16 protein-coding genes are annotated in these 17,773 nt (G+C 36.5%); 8 read left to right on the forward strand and 8 right to left on the reverse strand.

Annotated elements, in window-relative coordinates; translation table 11 throughout:
* The first annotated feature begins 201 nt into the window (after window positions 1–201).
* Window positions 202–2,598, forward strand: a complete 2,397-nt coding sequence (locus DEU39_RS09290) for a hypothetical protein (protein WP_062671934.1) — start codon at window positions 202–204, stop codon at window positions 2,596–2,598.
* A 371-nt stretch (window positions 2,599–2,969) separates the two neighbouring features.
* Window positions 2,970–3,440 (forward strand): hypothetical protein, encoded by a 471-nt coding sequence (locus DEU39_RS09300; protein WP_120231725.1) that lies wholly within the window; start codon window positions 2,970–2,972, stop codon window positions 3,438–3,440.
* Window positions 3,441–3,552: 112 nt separating this feature from the next.
* Here the strand turns inward: DEU39_RS09300 and DEU39_RS09305 are convergent, their stop codons facing one another.
* Window positions 3,553–5,214, reverse strand: a complete 1,662-nt coding sequence (locus tag DEU39_RS09305) for a lamin tail domain-containing protein (RefSeq protein WP_120232229.1) — start codon at window positions 5,212–5,214, stop codon at window positions 3,553–3,555.
* Between the two features lie 343 nt (window positions 5,215–5,557).
* Here DEU39_RS09305 and DEU39_RS09310 point away from each other — a divergent pair, with 343 nt between their 5' ends.
* Window positions 5,558–6,043, forward strand: a complete 486-nt coding sequence (locus tag DEU39_RS09310; RefSeq protein WP_120231726.1) for a GNAT family N-acetyltransferase — start codon at window positions 5,558–5,560, stop codon at window positions 6,041–6,043.
* Window positions 6,044–6,055: 12 nt separating this feature from the next.
* Here DEU39_RS09310 and DEU39_RS09315 read toward each other — a convergent pair whose 3' ends face one another.
* From DEU39_RS09315 to DEU39_RS09325, 3 genes are all read right to left on the reverse strand, one after another.
* Window positions 6,056–6,859 carry an SDR family oxidoreductase gene (locus tag DEU39_RS09315; RefSeq protein ID WP_120231727.1) on the reverse strand — a complete coding sequence of 268 codons (804 nt, stop codon included), beginning with the start codon at window positions 6,857–6,859 and terminating at the stop codon, window positions 6,056–6,058.
* A gap of 77 nt (window positions 6,860–6,936) precedes the next feature.
* A complete protein-coding gene (locus tag DEU39_RS09320; RefSeq protein ID WP_062671945.1) occupies window positions 6,937–7,494 on the reverse strand; it encodes a Crp/Fnr family transcriptional regulator in 558 nt (185 codons plus the stop codon).
* Between the two features lie 254 nt (window positions 7,495–7,748).
* The gene (locus tag DEU39_RS09325; RefSeq protein ID WP_120231728.1) at window positions 7,749–8,612 is read right to left on the reverse strand and encodes a LysR family transcriptional regulator; all 864 of its coding nucleotides are present in this window, start codon (window positions 8,610–8,612) and stop codon (window positions 7,749–7,751) included.
* Between the two features lie 201 nt (window positions 8,613–8,813).
* On the opposite strand from DEU39_RS09325, the gene DEU39_RS09330 reads away from it, so the two are divergent.
* Together DEU39_RS09330 and DEU39_RS09335 are read left to right on the forward strand one after the other, a co-directional pair.
* Entirely contained in the window at window positions 8,814–9,683 is an 870-nt protein-coding gene (locus DEU39_RS09330; protein ID WP_120231729.1) for an alpha/beta fold hydrolase, read from the forward strand.
* A 57-nt stretch (window positions 9,684–9,740) separates the two neighbouring features.
* Window positions 9,741–10,703 carry a zinc-binding dehydrogenase gene (locus DEU39_RS09335; RefSeq protein ID WP_120231730.1) on the forward strand — a complete coding sequence of 321 codons (963 nt, stop codon included), beginning with the start codon at window positions 9,741–9,743 and terminating at the stop codon, window positions 10,701–10,703.
* A gap of 105 nt (window positions 10,704–10,808) precedes the next feature.
* Here DEU39_RS09335 and DEU39_RS09340 read toward each other — a convergent pair whose 3' ends face one another.
* The 3 genes from DEU39_RS09340 to DEU39_RS09350 all read right to left on the reverse strand — a co-directional run bounded on the left by DEU39_RS09340 (window position 10,809) and on the right by DEU39_RS09350 (window position 12,608).
* The gene (locus tag DEU39_RS09340; protein ID WP_120231731.1) at window positions 10,809–11,270 is read right to left on the reverse strand and encodes a MaoC family dehydratase; all 462 of its coding nucleotides are present in this window, start codon (window positions 11,268–11,270) and stop codon (window positions 10,809–10,811) included.
* 356 nt (window positions 11,271–11,626) lie between these two features.
* Entirely contained in the window at window positions 11,627–11,821 is a 195-nt protein-coding gene (locus DEU39_RS09345; protein ID WP_062671956.1) for a cold-shock protein, read from the reverse strand.
* A gap of 55 nt (window positions 11,822–11,876) precedes the next feature.
* Complete coding sequence (locus DEU39_RS09350; RefSeq protein WP_228436720.1) at window positions 11,877–12,608, reverse strand: DEAD/DEAH box helicase; 732 nt, start codon at window positions 12,606–12,608, stop codon at window positions 11,877–11,879.
* Window positions 12,609–13,037: 429 nt separating this feature from the next.
* Between DEU39_RS09350 and DEU39_RS09355 the strand changes: the two genes are divergently transcribed.
* Window positions 13,038–13,985, forward strand: coding sequence for a beta-1,6-N-acetylglucosaminyltransferase (locus tag DEU39_RS09355; RefSeq protein ID WP_062671957.1), 948 nt, complete (start codon window positions 13,038–13,040; stop codon window positions 13,983–13,985).
* Between the two features lie 110 nt (window positions 13,986–14,095).
* Window positions 14,096–15,307, forward strand: coding sequence for a winged helix-turn-helix domain-containing protein (locus DEU39_RS09360; protein WP_120231732.1), 1,212 nt, complete (start codon window positions 14,096–14,098; stop codon window positions 15,305–15,307).
* A 73-nt stretch (window positions 15,308–15,380) separates the two neighbouring features.
* Here DEU39_RS09360 and DEU39_RS09365 read toward each other — a convergent pair whose 3' ends face one another.
* Window positions 15,381–16,889: an adenosine kinase gene (locus tag DEU39_RS09365; RefSeq protein ID WP_120231733.1), complete on the reverse strand. Its 1,509-nt coding sequence runs from the start codon at window positions 16,887–16,889 to the stop codon at window positions 15,381–15,383.
* A 431-nt stretch (window positions 16,890–17,320) separates the two neighbouring features.
* On the opposite strand from DEU39_RS09365, the gene DEU39_RS09370 reads away from it, so the two are divergent.
* Window positions 17,321–17,752 carry a hypothetical protein gene (locus DEU39_RS09370; protein WP_131797483.1) on the forward strand — a complete coding sequence of 144 codons (432 nt, stop codon included), beginning with the start codon at window positions 17,321–17,323 and terminating at the stop codon, window positions 17,750–17,752.
* The last annotated feature ends 21 nt before the right edge of the window (window positions 17,753–17,773 follow it).

The following is a 17,773-nucleotide window of genomic DNA, read 5'->3' on the forward strand; positions in this document are numbered from 1 at the left end:
TTAATTTACAGCACGTTCCTGTTTAATTCACAATTCTCTATTGGTATTTTCCAATACCTCACCATGCACTGTATCTCAAGATTTTTGACTTGAAAACATCATCAATTTCTTTTCACTCTTGTGAAATAACATATAAAATATCAACTCCAGAAGTCTTTAAATGATTACATTAGCAAAGAATTAAAATGTGCTGAGATTTCTATGAAAAATATGTTCTGTGTATTGCTCCTTTCAATGGTACAGCCTGTACTGGCACAAACCAAGTTAGAAAAAGCAATTACCAATCTTGAGGATCATTACGAGCAGGAAAAAGTATATGTACTTACGGACAAACCGCAATATGCAGCTGGTGATAAAATCTGGTTCAAAAGTTTTGTATTTGACGGATATAACCGCTCTGAATTATCCACTACGCTTTTTGTTGAGCTGTATAATTCTGATAAAAAATTAATAGACTGGAAAACGGTACTTCTTACGAATGGTGAAGGCAGCGGAGATTTTCAACTGAAAGAAGATCTTCCCGAACAGGTTTATTTTGTAAGAGCTTACACCCCTTACATGACCAATTTTAATGAGGATTTCCAAATTGTCAAAACAATTCCGGTTTACAATCCAAACTCTACAGAATCATTGGTAATCTCTAAAAGTTCTGATTGGTCTGCCAAGGTCTTCCCGGAAGGCGGAACTTTCATTAACGGTATGCCTACAAAGTTTGCTGTAAGATTATCTTCCAATTCTTCTCTGCCGGAAAACTGGTCCGGAAAAATTATAGACAGCCAAAACCCCAATACTCCTGTTACTACATTCAAATCTTTTGATAAAAATGTCGCTTCTTTTAAGATAACTCCGGCATCCGGAAAGAAATATCAGGCCATTATTCAGGACAATGCAGGAAAAAGTCATACAATAGATCTACCACAAGTTGCCGACAGCGGCCTGAATATAGAGGTTTCAAGCTCTAAAGAAGGGATAAAGTATAATTTAAAAGGTGTCAATCTCAAACAACAGCTTCAGGGTTATAAAATTATTGGACTGATCAACAACCATCTTGCTTACAGAGCCAATATCAACCACCTGACGAATGAGGCATCAAGCCTTATTCCTACAAAAATCAGTAGTGGTGCCAACGGTATCCTGCAATTGGTTATTCTTGATGAACAGGACAATGTGGTGGCACAGAGGCTTTGCTTTATAAAACCTGGTAATTTAAAGGTTGAGAAAGCAGAAATAGTAGGTCAGAGTTTAAAACCAACACCAAGAGCTTTCAACAGTATCGATCTTTCTCCGGAATCTTATTTCAAAAATTATACAGTTGTGGTAAGCGAAGATAATGGTAACCCAACTCCTGAAGAAGACAATATTCTGAGCGGGCTCTGGCTAACGGGAGATTTTACCACAAGAATAGACAGCCCTGCACAATACTTCGCTAAGAATGCCAACACTGAAGCTTTGGATGCACTTCTTATTTCAGAAAACTGGAAAAGATTCGACTGGAATGCTGTACTCAGCGGAACTGTACCTGCCATTAAAACCCAATCTCAAAAATACCTTTCTTACAGAGTAAAACCTATTAAAAATAATGCTCTGCTGCCCAACACGAGTATCAATTTATTATCAAAATCCGGTCAAAGCCAGCCTGTATTCAGCCAATTCAAAACAGATCAAAACGGATATATCTATTTAAATAACCTCAATAATGATGAACCGCTGGAAGTTTCAGCCTTTGTCAATTCAGAAAATAAAGAATCAGGGAATCAGGATTTGTTTGTCACCATAGAACCGTTAGTCACACCTTCCCCATTTAAGGGCAATTTCCCGGCTACAAAATATACATTGGTAAAAGCTGATAAAAATAAAACTCTTCCTCCAACTATTTCCAGAGCCATCAATACGCAAAAAAATATAAAAAAGAAAGAGAGTAATGATATACAAATTCAGGAAGTTGCTTTAGTTGGAAAAAAGAAAGATGCGAAGGCAGATCTTGATAAACAACTTTCCAGCGGAATGTTCAGTTCTGTCAATTCTACTGTATTTGATTTCGTGAATGAAGACCAGCATACGTCAGGATACACCAATATTTTAGACTGGCTGCAGGGAAAAGCTGCCGGCCTGACATTTCAGAGAAATAATTCAGGAGCCAACGTTCCTTATATCCGGGGACAGCAAGCCAAGCTCTTTTTAGATGAAATAGCTACCGATCCCAGTATGATCTCCACTCTTCCCATCAACAATATTGCGATGGTAAAAATCATCAAAGGATCAGGATTGGTAGGTGATGCCGTAGCCATCTACACAATGAAGGGCAATATGCAGGCTAAAAGCAACGAAAAAGAAGTAAAAAAGAACAACTCATCCATCATCAAGGGTTATGATAAACCTTCAGAATTTCCTATTGAAATGATAGATAATGATGCTCCTGAAAAAATTGAAAATGATACGCGTGAGACACTGTACTGGAATCCTAATTTATTTGACAGTGATTATGTTCCGCCAAGAATTAAATTTTTCAATAACGACAGCGCCAAACAATTTAAAGTGTTGATCATAAGCTTTGATGAAGACGATAATATTCTTTATGACCAGCAGGTTTTAAAATAAACATATGGGACAAGTTATATTTAGCTTGTCCCTTTTTATTACTTTATTATTAAAAACATCTCATTACAAGCGGCTCTTAGCAAGGAGGTCCTACCCATTTATTGCTCCAGTTGATGAATAAGATTTTTTATTTCAGGCGGGCTTAGCTCTGTTTTTGTTTCTGTTTTTAAAATATGCTTTAAAATTGTAATATGGGCTGCTTTTAAAGCATCTTTAGCTCTCTCTGCTACCGCAAGAAAGGATTCGTGCGGTAGCAGAGAAATGTTATAGATATGGATGATACCTGTCTTACATGCGGTGAAAAACAATAAAAAAACATCATCTTTCAAAAGAAAATCCCAAATATTCCGTTTAATTCTTAAATTTGGCTTATGCGAAAGAATCTTTATTTCATCCTTATATTATCTACGCTTACCAGCTGCTATACCTATCAGGTAAAAAAGCCAGTGGATCCGGCTGCCAACAATAATCAAGGCCCTAAAAAGAATACCGATATAGCGAATAATACTTCTTCTCAAATGATGGGGACAACTACTGCCGCTCCAAACATGAATGCACAACCAGCCCCTGCACCGGTGAATGTTCAGGAAAAACTGGCTGCCGGTAAAAATGTCAGAATTGAAGTAGACAACAAGAGCTATAAAGTCATTGTTGACCGTTGGGAAGGAGACAGTCTGGTAGCACACCCTGTTCGCAATGCTAAGAAAAGCCTGAAATTCCACAAGAATCAGATCAATAGTGAGAGAATTGCAGAAAAACGATTTTCGCAGCCTATTGCTGATATTCTTACCGTTACGGCTTATGCCGCCATTGGGGTAGGAATCTATCTCCTGGTCAAATAGGTCCCAACCAAAAAAGTCTGAAAATTGACAGAATAAAAAAAACTCGAATTAAAATATAGCAAAATAGACTGCCTTGTTGAGACAGTCTATTTTATTATACGTATTTTGTTGTTTAAGGCCAGATCACCCCGGATTGTTTAGGGCTTGTCCATGGTTTTCCTGCAGGGCTTGTTCCCGGATGGGCAGCAAGACATTCACTTACCCATGTAGCACCCACAGCGTGAGATTTTACTTTTTTTACAGAACAATAAGTAGTGCCGAAGTTATCTTTATACAGCTGATAGTTAGGATAAGCTCCTTTAGCAACTAACTCTTCATCATTAAGAAATTCAACGTCATCACTTACCTCAGCCGGATAATCCACAACCGCACCCAGAACCCATGCTATGGAATCTCTGTTGTTACCAGCCACCAGACTTGGCGGAGGACTGAGTGTAATCTTGATGGAAGATTTAGAATGGTCTACAGAGTAGGAAGAAGAATACGTAGATTCTTTAACGCTTGCCAACGGAATTCCTAAGAAAGAAAGCGTGGCTGAAGAAGATTGCTCAAAAGTTTTCTGAATACTTTTATAATCTTCACCTGTTACCGTGATCTCTACAGTAGGATAATTGGAAATCGCTACTCCATTCAGTAACCCGAAAGGTCCTTCCGGTCCGAATTTCATCCCCGGATCCGGAGAAAACTTATATCCTGAGATATTCTCTTTGTCTGCGCTATTAATCTGCGCTTTACGGATAGGGTCAAACCACGCCCAGTACATATTGCTGGCAATATTAAAGTCTTTGGGTCCAAAGTTCACAAGCGTAACTCCCGTAAACATCATCGAGATCTGGATGGAGTTTTTGCTGATTGCAATATCTTCACTGAAATAATTGGCATTCCCCCCAATTCCTAAGGTAAAGAAATCAAAGATAGGAATAGAAAAACCAGTCTTCCCTTCTACGGAAACACTGAAACGGCTTTCAGATTCACGGGTCACTTGCATATCAATCTGAGCGGTCTGAGAAGTATTTTTAAGCCCGTTTAAAATTTCGTTAAGCGGAGTGGTCACCTCAAAAGCCGGTAAAATACTATCGTCATTCAATAGCAGTCCGCCATTTTCTTTTTTAGGGTTCTGTACATTCTTCAATGCTTTGGAAAGGTAACCGTTATTCATCGTTACATTGTTCTGTAATGATATCGTTGCTCCCAGCGCATCCAGATAATTGGCTAAGACAGGGAGAATAGGCTTACCGCTTGCCGGGGTCTTATTCAGTAGCGCATCAAGGTTATCACTCTTCTGAATCTGGTATAAAGTAGTGGAAGGATTCGCCCATTCCGTAGCTATTTTATCCATAATGATATCAATAGGCTGCATGGTATCGGTAGCAGGAGGAAGCGTATTATAAGCCGCTACCCAGGCATTGAGTAAAGCCATTTGCTGATCTGTAGCTCTTGTATGGGCATCATTCAGGACAGCAGTATCTTGTACAGATAAAGAATAATTGACTTTTGAGAACGCATCAATAAAATAATTGGTAAACACCTGATCCAGCTGCACTGGTTCAGTATTGGCTCTAAGGTTGGAAGAGATCCAGTCGTAAGTTTTCTTATTAAACTTTAGATTAGAAGGGTCCTGCCAGTAATAAGGAAAATTTCCTTTTCCGTTAATGGTGATCGCAGACAGTTTTGTACTTAAAACACTGGAAAGAATATCATTAGCTCTGTCTTTCAGTTCTGTAATAATTTGTGATGCTTCTACAAAGGGAGCAACATTTTCTGGATTTTTCATGATAATAATATTGATATGGTTCCTACTCTTTTCTTGGCTTTTCGGATGCTGCCGTTGTTCAGGGTTTTGAAGCTTCTTTTGAACATACCAAAGTAACGGCGAAAAAAGAGCGAATTTCAGAGTATAAGTTTCCGATTTTGAAGCCAAGTATTTGTACTGTAGACGATAGGCATTTGTACGTATAAAAAAGAATTCATTACTTTAAACATCAACATCTGGGAAAATCTGTTTCATCCGTGGGAAAAATAAATCTTCTATAATTTAATTTTTAAAGATCAGACCACTAGATAAATAGCTTAAATAAATTCTATATTTGAAAACCAATCAACACCTATCTCACACCATGAAAGATATTCAACATGACATCAAACTCAGGCCGACTGTAGTGGAAGATTTAGAAACTCTTTTTCAGTTTCAGCTTGATGATGAAGCCAATTATCTGGCAGCATTTACATCAAAAGATTCCATGAATAAAGAAGCTTACATCTCTAAGTTCACCAAACTACTGACTGATCCCACCATCAACAACCAAACGATCATTGCCGGTACAGTGATCGTTGGAAGTATAGCCAAGTTTATCATGGAAGATGATGTCGAAATCACTTATTGGATTGACAAAAATTTCTGGGGAAAAGGTATTGCCACAACCGCTCTAAAAGATTTTCTCACAATAGAAACCACAAGACCAATTTTTGGACGGGTTGCCTTTGATAATCTGGGTTCACAAAAGGTTTTGGAAAAATGTGGTTTTATAAAAATCGGTACCGATAAAGGGTTTGCCAATGCCAGACAAACGGAAATTGAGGAGTTTATTTACAGACATGACTAAACTATTGACTCATTAGCCAAAAAAATGTTCATTCATCTCATTAATTACCGTTTCTATTCCTTCTTTTCTCAACCATTCATACTCAGAAGTTGCCAGTTTGCCAGCAATATAATGAAGCTGCTCTCTGTTGTCTGTGGCGGCTTCATACACAATATCAGCTATGGTTTCAGGAGCATCACGTTTTGAGGATGAATCGGCTCTCATGGCTGTTATATATTGATTAAAAATAGACTGGTAATCCGGATGCGAAACCATTTGTGCATTATTTCCGAAATTGGTCTGCATATAAGCAGGAACTACTGTTTTAATCTTAATATTCCACTCTTTCAGTTCGTAGCTCATTCCTTCAGACCACTTTTCCAATGCAGATTTTGTGGCAGCATATACGGAAACAAACGGGTAAGGAATATTGGCAGTAGATGATGTTACCGTAATAATTGTTCCATTTTTTCTGGCTCTTAAATAAGGAAGAAATGACTTTGTCACCAGTAGTGTTCCTAAGAAATTGGTATTGATCTGGCTGGCAAGCTGTTCATCCTCAATTCCTTCAAAAGGTCCCATAAGTCCGTAAGCAGCATTATTAAGGACTACGTCTACCGCACCTATTTTTTCTGCTTCTGAAGCAATTTCTGAAATCTGTTTCGAATCGCTGATATCTAATTTCAGGAGATGAATGTTAGACCATTCTGTAAGTTCAGTTTCTTTTTCAGGATATCGCATTGCTGCAATTACCGTCCAGCCTTTTGATGCAAACAGTTTGGAGGTGGCTTTTCCCAGTCCTGATGAAGCGCCGGTAATGAAAATTGTTGGGTTCATTTTTTATTGTTTTAGATTGATATTGCAAAGTTGCAACGATAAAAAAAGAACCTGTTTACCATTTGTTAAAAAGCGTCTTACCTGATATTTTTCCTGATTCTGCTTAATGACTGCTGCGTGATTCCAAGATAAGAAGCGATATAGGACAAAGGAATACGATTGACCAATGTGGGGTATTTTTCCATAAATTCCAGATAGCGGGTGGTGGCATCCTGAGAGACTAACGGGCTTACTCTTTCCAGCTTTTGGGCAAGGGCTTTATTGGTCACTTTTTGAATAATATTTTCCCAGTCGATAATGGTATCTGAAATTTCTTTCCAATCCTGATTAGAAAACACAAGAAGTTTACAATCCGTAGCAGCCTGAATATATTCTGTGGAAGGCACATTTTTCAGATTGAAGAGCAAATGTTTTTCTTCAATAAAGATCTTGGTAATTTCTTCCCCTTTATTGTTATAATAGCAGATACGAATGATCCCGTCAAGAATAAAACCTACCTGCCTGAGGACTTTTCCTGCTTCTGCAAAATACTCATCTTTGCTTAGCTCAACCTCTTTTGCTTTGCTTGTGATGAGGTCTATTTGCTGCTGGTTCAAATGACCAAACTGCAGAATAAATTCTATAAACTCTTTCATAACGACAAAGTTAGCCATTATCATTTGGGTGTATTTACCATTTGGTAAAAAATGACATCATTAAAATGACTGTAGCGCTATTCTTTAAAATCTGTGGATGAGGAAAGTTCCTTCCAATATTGTATCTTTTCTGAAGACATTAAACTGTGCGTCATTTTTGGGAAAATCGCCTGATAAAGCTTCCTATTTATTCCTGTAAAACTCATCAAGTGTCTCGGTAGTTTTTGCCATAGCCTTTATTTTCCCGGTAAAATTTATACCTCTAAATGCATATCAATAAAACATTGTAATGCTCTTGACTGTGGTCCGTCTTTTCTGAAAACAAGAATGGTATTCATCGTTCCCAGCTGCTTATTCAGTTTATAGGTCTTAATGCCTCTTCCGGCATAATATTTAGTAACCACTTCTTCCGGCAATATGCTGACTCCCAATCCTGCTTCCACAAAGTTGATGACTCCTTCAATGGAATTCAGAACTGTACTTTTGTAGTTAAGAATTCCTTTGTGGCTTAACCAGGATTCTAATCTTTCTCTGAAAATACATCCTTCATCAAATACCACTATTTTTAAGGGTTCTTTATCCATCAACGTCTGCAGATCCGGACCTTTTGAGGAAGCCAGAATCACAAGCTGTTCTTCCTTAATGCAGATTTTTTCCAGTCCTTTGGCATTCACTGGAGCAGAAACAAAGGCAGCATCCAGGTTGTAATTCAGAACATCAGACAACACTGAATCTCTGGTATCTGATTTGAATTCAAGCTCAATATCAGGAAATTTTTCATCAAAAGTATTGAGGATTTCCGGAACTTTCAGCGCCATGGTTGTTTCTATACAGCCTATTTTCAGACATCCTCTGATATTATCACCACTCCGGATATTATTTTTTGCTTCTTCCACCAAATGTTGAATCTGTTTTGAATACTGCATCAGGATCATCCCTTCAGAAGTAAGCTCTACCCTTCTGGATGTACGGGAGAAAAGCTTTGTATTAAACTCATCCTCAAGATTTTTTATTCTTGCCGTAACGTTTGACTGAACCGTAAACATCACAGAAGCAGCCTTTGTAAAACTTCCCGTTTCAGCTACGGCTTCAAATATTTTTAAATCATTAATATTCATCTTAATCAATCATTATTAGTGATTCAATTCATTACAATTAATCGTTTTTAATAATCAAATATCCGTATTAATTTTGGACTATCAAAAAAATAAATGAAAATAATTTCAAGACCATTCATTGCAGGTGTATCAGTTGCCCTTTTCACTGGCACTATGACAATGGCATAAAACAATCAAAAATTATATGTAAATAATCACATTATGAAAAATCACCCTGTTCACTACCGCAACATCAAACTAAATGATTTAAATCTGTTTTACAGAGAAGCAGGTCCGGCCAATGCACCTACGATACTTCTTTTACACGGCTATCCTACCTCATCTCATATGTTCAGAAATCTGATCCCGATTTTAAGCAAAAAATACCATGTCATAGCACCGGATCTACCGGGATTCGGTTATTCTGACGCTCCTGATCATAAGGAGTTCTCTTATACCTTCGACAATCTTGCAGCAACCGTACAGGCATTTGTAGAAAAGCTGGATATGAAACGTTTTGCTATTTACATCTTTGATTACGGCGCTCCGGTAGGTTTACGTCTCGCGATGAACAATCCTGAGAAAATTAAAGGGATCATTTCACAAAACGGAAATGCATATGAAGAAGGATTAAGCAGTGAATGGAATCCGATCCAAAAATACTGGCATGACACAACGGAAGCCAACCGTCTTGCATTAAAAGGTTTTGTTTCTAAAGAAGTTACTTTGTTTCAGTACCAGCATGGTGTGTCTGATCCTTCTTTGATTGCTCCGGAAGCCTATACTCTTGATCAAAAATTCCTTGACCGACCTGGAAATATTGAAATCCAGCTGGATCTGGTTAAAGATTACAGAACCAATGTGGCTTTATATCCAAAATTCCATAAATATTTCAGAAAGCATCAGCCCAAATTATTACTGGTATGGGGGAACAAAGATCCCTATTTCCTGCCTGCAGGAGCTGAAGCTTATAAAAAAGATCTGCCGGAAGCCAAATTAAAATTTTATGACACCGGACATTTTGCCCTGGAAACGAATGCGGAAGAAATAGGTGCTGAAATCTTTGAATTCATGGGAACATTACCTCGATAGTAGCTATAAGGCTATAAGCTATTGAATCAATTTAAGAAATAATCGAAACATTTCATTATGAAGACAATTGTCATTAAAAACTTTGGCGGACCTGAAGTTCTGCAACTTGCAGAAATGCCTGTTCCTATGATAACAAATCCTTCTCAGGTATTAGTAAAAGTACGAGCAACATCTATTAATCCTCTTGATTATCAGATAAGACGGGGAGATTATGAATCATTTTTCGATCTCCCTATTATAACGGGTCATGATATCGCTGGTGATATTATGACTGTAGGTGAAGCGGTCAAACAATGGAAGCCTGGTGATAAAGTCTACTATTCTCCTCGCTTTGGCAGCTCAGGCGGTTATGCAGAGTATCACCTTACTGATGAGTCCTCATTATCCAGAATGCCGGATAACATCAGCTATGAAGAGGCTGCTGCCATTCCACTTATTGGAGGAACAGTTTGGGAAATGCTTGTGGTAAGAGCTCAATTGAAAAAAGGAGACAGCATTCTCATTCTTGGTGGTGCAGGTGGCGTAGGAACACTGGCTATACAAGTTGCGAAATCACTGGGTGCTTTTGTGTATACAACTGGACAAAGTGTTCTGTATGAGGAATTAAAAAAGCTTGGAGCAGATGTAGTCATTGATCACCATAAGGAAAACTGGATTGAAGAAATAAAAGCACATACCAACGGAAAAGGAGTTAATGTGATTATTGATACTGTAGGAGGAACAACACTTTCAGACAGCCCACTTGCTTTAGCAGATTATGGTTCTGTTGTAACACTGGTAGATATTCCACAACCTCAAAACCTTATCAATGCCTGGGAAAAAAATGCCACCTATCATTTTGTTTTTACCCGACAAAGCAGAGATGAGCTGTATCAGATCACTGAATTAATTGAGAACGGACAAGTAAAACCTGTGATAGACAGTATATATCCGCTTGAAGAGGTTCAAAAAGCTCATCAAAGAATAGAGGATTCTAAACGGGACAGACCTTTATTGGGGAAGATTGTACTTACAGTGTAATTATTTTATTAGAAGGTCATCAAAATCGAAAACATCATTGTATTCAATGATGTTTTGTTATTTGTAAAATGCAAAATATCAACAACTTGAACATTCACAATAAAATCAATCTTTAAAATGATAAAGGAAAATCACATCTCCAGTATAGGCAGGTTTCACATGGTCTTTAATCAGGAGTTTGGCCTCCACGATTGCTTTTACAGTTCCTCTGAGGTTAGTAACAGATTTTACGGTTGCCTGTAGTTTTACCTCACTATTTACAGGAACAGCTTCTCCGAACTTAAGATTTTCTATTCCGTAATTGATTTCCATTTTTACATTTCTCACATCTGCAATCTGTTTCCAGAGATAGGGAATCAAAGATAATGTTAAATACCCATGAGCAATGGTTGATTTAAAAGGGCCTTCTTTCTCTGCCTTTTTCTGATCCGTATGAATCCACTGCTGATCCAGGGTGGCATCTGCAAATCTATTAATCTGATCCTGACTTATCGTATGCCAGGCAGAATCTCCCAGCATTTGCCCTTCTAGAGACTTATACTCATTAAAATTATTAATAATAATCATATCTTTTTCTGAACCTTTTAGGAATTACCATATGTACAGCTCAATCATTATCATCGTAGCCGAGTGTATATCAAGTCTGCATATTTATTTTCCAGGCATCCGGTCTTAGTCTGTCAATATTCAGACCAATTGCTGCCTTATTTTCTTAAATCCCTGAAAACCTCTTACATAAAAGTAAGAGGCTAATGAACATCATGAAAATAAAAAATAAAAAGTAATCCGTATTACATCAATGTTCTTTCAGACAATATATCCAGATCCAGAAGTTTCATGGATTTGAATAAGAAAAAATATAAAATATGAGGCTTGATATGGCAAAGTATATTATTTCAACATATTTGCAATTGAGACTTTTATTATGCCAACGTTACGTTAACAGCATTTAAACCTTTATCGCTTTTTTGTATATCAAAAACTACTTTATCATTTTCACGGATCATTCTTGTGTTTAATCCTGAAGAATGTACGAATATATCTTTACTTCCGTCTGCCGGAGTAATAAAACCGAAGCCTTTTGCTTCATTGAAAAATTTTACGGTGCCTTCTTGCATTGTAATTGTTATTAAAAAATTGTGTATTATGATCTGTAAACGCTACAGATTTTATTTATGATATTCTGAGAGGTATTGTGCTTCCCATCAATGGTTGAATATTTTTAAGATCCGGGTGCTTCATCGTCTGTGGTATTGAAGATGCAGGATCTGCAATAATCTCTACAGGCTTGTTCAGGATTGCTTTGGCGAAATATTTTAAACTTCCCGGCATTGCAGCAGAAAAAAGCAGGTTTTGTCTTCTATGAGAAACCAGATTTAATATTTTTTTTATATGATTAGCGAATCCCATATCAAGCATTTTATCAGCATCATCTAAAACAAACAGCTCAATTTTAGAAAGATCAATATGTCTCTGATTTTCTACATCAAGCAATCCTCCGGGTGTTGCCACAAGAACATCTACTCTTTTTCTCAGTGAAGCAAGCTGGCTTCCAATGGAAACCCCTTCATAAATAGAAAGCAGAGATAATGGTAAATATTTACTGTAGATTTTAAAATTCTCTTCTATCTGTATTGCCAGTTCCTGAGTGGGTGTAAGTATTAAAGTTCTTATTTCTTTATGATCCGGAGTTTGTCTTTTCAGCAGCTGTAAAATAGGCATCGCAAATGCAGCTGTTTTTCCAGCACCTGCCTGTGCAGACACTATAATATCTCTTCCTGCCAAAATATGCGGAATTGCAGAATACTGTATTTCAGTAGGCCTGGAATATCCGGCTTCTGTCACTGCACGGATAATAGGATTAATTAGATTTAAATTTTTAAAATTCATTATAAATTCCGGCATTCCCGGTATCTTAAAACAAATCTGTTGATCAGAATTTGAATCGGTATATTATAATGACAAACAAAAGAGTATTCTTTTCTGTTTATCTTTCTCTTGCTTCAGCTACAATAATATTTTTATCTATATTACGAATGGCCAGGCAATAACGTGTCGCTCTTATCTACAATAGAACTTTATAATCTTTTATTTCCACTATGAAAACAAAGGCTATAAATTGGTAGCTGAAAAAGCAAAACTGAAAGAAAAAAGTGATTTTAAACTATGACAGAATAGCAAAGGCAGTGACCTGTTTTTATAAATGTTCTGCAAACCTACAATAAAAAAAAAGAATACCACATTATTTAATTAACTGATTATCAAAAATTTATTCGTACCTTCTGCAAATTAACCAAATTATTTGCTGACGCGGATGATTTTAAACTCCGGAATATGCAAGCTTTTTCACCCATCCCCCAACCTTCTCCCAGAATATCAGAATCCCATTCCGGCCCACATGTAAGAATTGCTTATTTCATTATGATACATCATAAACCTGAAGTATTTAAAAGCATGTTTGAGAAAATCTATACAAGGGATCAGTTTTATCTTATCCATATTGATAAAAAAGCGAAACAAGAGTTCATTGAAGAAATACAACTTTACATCGTTCATTTTCCCAATGTCTATATTCTGGACAGTATGAATATAGTTTCGGGAGGTTTCAACATCGTTCAGGCAGAATTGAACGCTATGGAATTTCTCCTGAATGTAAGCAAAGAATGGGATTATTTTATTAATCTGAGCGGTGAAGATTATCCATTGAAATCACAAAATATTATCCGTAAATTTCTTACGACCAATAAAGGCAGGAATTATCTTTTTTATTATGATCAAAAGTTTTACAGACCCGACACGCTGAAAAGAATACAAAATCACTTTACAGAATTGGCTTATGTTATTTCATCTTTCATCTACAAAAGATCTTTTATGAAAGATGTGATTCCTTATATAGGTGGTAAATGGTTTATGTTTACAAGAGAAACCTGCTTATTTTTAACAAACAACAAAATGGTAATGGATTTTGAAGACTATTATCTTCATACTTTTTTACCTGCAGATTCATTTTTTCAGACTGTTCTTATGAATACATCGTTCAATGATATTATCGTCAATGATGATAAAAGAGCAGTACTTGAGACCTCCTTTTTTCAAAATACACAGAATACATTCAATTATATTCAATCATTAAAATCTGGTAATCAGCTTTTCATCAGAAAGGTTAACAAAAAAACGGACGAAAGTATCAGAAAGTATATTGAAGAAAGCTACCTTACTCCCCTTCCTTATATAAATGAAGTAGAAAGAGAATTGAAAAGAAATAACCGTCAAAACAACTGATCTTTGCACTTCATCCTCAATATACTTAAGTCAGAAACTCTTTAATGTTTTTCTGCCAAATCATTATATTTGGATGAACATCATCAAACGTGTTTTATTCAAATTAAAATATGGAAAAGAAGCTGACACCGGAACACTTAAAACGGCTAACATTAGACAGTCAGGGATTAACACAAAATACACCATTCGGAACCGGAAAAACTGCAGTTTTGAACGCTTTGGAACATCTCGGATATATACAGATTGATACATTATCTATAGTGGAACGGGCTCATCACCATACGCTATGGACAAGAATCCCGGATTTTAAGGCAGATAATCTGGAAGAACTGGTAGAGGACCGTAAAGTATTTGAGTATTGGTTTCATGCTGCTTCTTATCTTCCGATGCAGGATTTCCGATATGTTTTGCCTCAGATGCTGATGATTAAAAGAGGAGAATCCCGTTATTACAATGCTGATCCTAAAGTGATGAAGTATGTAGTAGATACCATACGCAATGAAGGTCCTAAAAGAGCAAGAGATTTTGAGAATGAAAGCCATAAAGCAGGAAGCTGGTGGAATTGGAAACCTGCCAAGCTGGCTCTTGAGAGACTTTTCATGCAGGGAGATCTGATGATCAGCGGACGTTCCGGAATGCAGAAAACTTATGATCTGGCCGAAAGGGTTCTGCCATCTTCCACGAATACCTCAGAACCTACTCCATTGGAGTTTGCAGAATATCTGGTAAAAACCAATCTGAGAGCCTATGGATTTACGACATTAAAACAAATCACTCACCTCAGAAAAGGAAATGCTTTAAAAACGAATGTCAATAAGGTTTTACAGATGATGCTTGAAGAAGATACAATATCAAAAGTGACCAGTGAAGGAGGATCTTCTGTTTTTGTTCAAAATGAAATACTGGAAAAAACATTTGATCAGGCAAGCTCCAGTGTATGGCTGTTGTCTCCGTTTGACAATTCCATTATTCATCGGGATAGAATCAAACAGATTTTTGATTTTGATTTCCGTCTGGAATGCTATACTCCAAAAGAAAAAAGACAGTATGGTTATTTCTGTCTGCCTATCCTGTTTGGAGATCAGTTTATCGGAAGGGTTGACTGTAAAGCGCAGAGAAAAGAAAAAAAACTGGAGCTTATTCATTTACATATTGAAAACAGTACTATTAATCTTGATTTATGGCTTAAGCCTTTCATAGAGACCTTAAAACGCTTTGCCATTTTCAATGGTTGTGAGTCTTTGGCTCTGACTCAAGTAAGTCCATCAAAATTGACCACTGTTATCAAAAAAGAATTATCCAAAGAAATGTTTAAAAAGTAATGGAGAGCTATTAAAAAGACAAATCGCACTATTGACTTCAATAATACGATTTTATTTTCTAGAAAAACTCCGATTAATTTAATTTCTGATTTGTTTTCTGAACAAAATCATTCCATTGCTGGTTCAAATAAGTTATTGCTTTCTTTTTTTCACCATCGTTCATAGAAGAATAATTAATGGAATTAAAAACCAGTTTTTTCAATGCTTTCACATTAAGTTCCCAATAGATTTGTGTTACCCAAAAATCATAGCTCAGACCTGTATATCCATACACTGAAGGATCATCACTGTTAATGGAACATTGTACTCCATTGCTCAATAAAACCCTTGCAGGATGGTTCCTTAAATCACTTACATATCCTAAGATCTGATTACTAAGTGGGCTTACTTCCACCAGCCTATCCTGTTTTCTGATCTGTTCCATCGTTTGGGGGAAATAGATCAGATTCAGTCCGTGACCAATTCTTTTATTGTTGAGCAGCGCTACATCCAGAATATTTTTATTCAGGATAGAATTGCTTTCTCCGGCATGAAGGAAAAGAGGCAGTTCTACTCCGTATTTTTTATGAAGTCCGCTCATTGTGGCCCAGCTTTTCTCAAAAAAACTGATATGATGTCCCGCTGCTTCATCTGCCACAAGGTCAAAGCCTGAGATCATATCCGGAAATTCTTTCTTCATTTCAAATGCCGTTTCCAGCTGCTTCTCAATACTTTCATTATCTAAGAATTTAAAACTCGAATAGATCAGTTTAAGGGTGAACTGCGGATCTGACTGATGTACTTCTTTAAGAATATCCTGCAGATCTGTAATCGTCGTCTTCATAGGATATTTTCCATGTTGAAAATCATAAAGTTCATCAAAGATATATCTGATTTCTACGTGCTGTACTTTGTCTTTTATCAAATCCTGAAATCCTTTCAGATAATATGCCTTAAAGAAAGGACGGTACGGAAGCAGCAGACTGATGCGCTTAAAACGTTTTTCAAATTCAATCCAATAATCTGTGTAAGAGCAAAGATTGTCTCGTTTCAATGTAAGAAGGTCCTGCAGTTCTTTTTCAAAACCAATGGTTGAGGCCAGCTTTTTATCAAGGCTTACAAATCCTTCCGGAACTTTTCCTTTTTCAAAAAAAGCCAGCTGTCCGAAAATGTACTGATCATTATCTTTCTGATCAAAAACATAGCATTCCTGATATTTTCTGGCAGTCGAAATAATCCATTTCACATCTGTAATCCCCCCACTGTGGGTATGCAACAGACCACCTTTCGGCATGTTCTGAAGGATTTCAAACAGTTTGCTGCTTTCTATTAATGGTTTTAATTCATTAAAAGAACTGTTATATAAAGATATTTTCTTTGCTTCCGAATCACTGAGAAACTGTTTACGGATCTGGAAGAGTTTTTTATCCAAAGTCATTTCTGCATCGGACAATTTTATATCGGCATCAAATGCCATTGCTGCATTTTCTTTCTCTGATAATGTCAGGTTCTGCTGGTATGCAGATTCTTCAGTTACTTTACCTTGCCCCCAAAATAAGGGTGCTGCAAAAAGTGATATATAAATAAGGTATTTTTTCATCATACTAAATATTGGAGGGGTTTGTACTGTCAGTTATGTTTTAACCGATAAAATAAAAGTAGCTTGTTATAGCAAAAATTGTGCAAAGTAAAGCTAATTCAAAGATAATATTATTTTTTTGAGCCTCCAGCTAGAAATATTATGCTTTAATTTTTTTGTTCATGCTCATATAAAAAATATAATCCTTTTGTAAATGGTTTAAGAGGTTCCCTAAAGCACCTGTTATTTTTTTGCATAGACAAAATTGGAAATATTCATCAGAAGACTTCACTAAAACCTATTTTCTTATTAGCCAAAAAGGAAACATCATAAACAGATGTATTTTTTCAATGAAGCAATCAAATTTTTAACACTTTTTTAATCTTTAGCCGTTGCACTTATTTTTAAGTTTAATTACCTTTGTCTCTGGAATGCGGAAAAGATTTTATCAATATTTGTACAGTTTGTTATTTGCGTTGCTTACCGTTTTAGGATGGTACTATGGGCAAATTCAGCAGTATATTTCAACGGATATTTCTTCTGACCTTCATTTTACTACGGATCTTCTTGTTCATGAAAAAAAGAGCATCAAAGAATCTTTTGCATTTCTTAAAAATGAGTCTAATGATGCCTACAATGTCAGCCATCCCCGCTACAATAAAATCAGAGCTAATCTTTCTGAAAACGACAATGAAAATGACGACAACGTAGAGTCCTCCGGTTCTACAGAACTTATTGCTCTTTTCAAAGATGGCTTCTGGCATCTTATTTCAGGCTTTGTCACGACATTTCACAACAAACAAATTGCTGTTTCACTTGCTCAATCAGAACATTTAAAGACCTTACATGATGATCTGTACCTTCAGTACAGGGTCATCCGACTGTGATTTTATACTAATTTTTTCGAA

The organism is Chryseobacterium sp. AG363 (assembly GCF_003610675.1).
GTDB lineage: Bacteria > Bacteroidota > Bacteroidia > Flavobacteriales > Weeksellaceae > Chryseobacterium > Chryseobacterium cucumeris.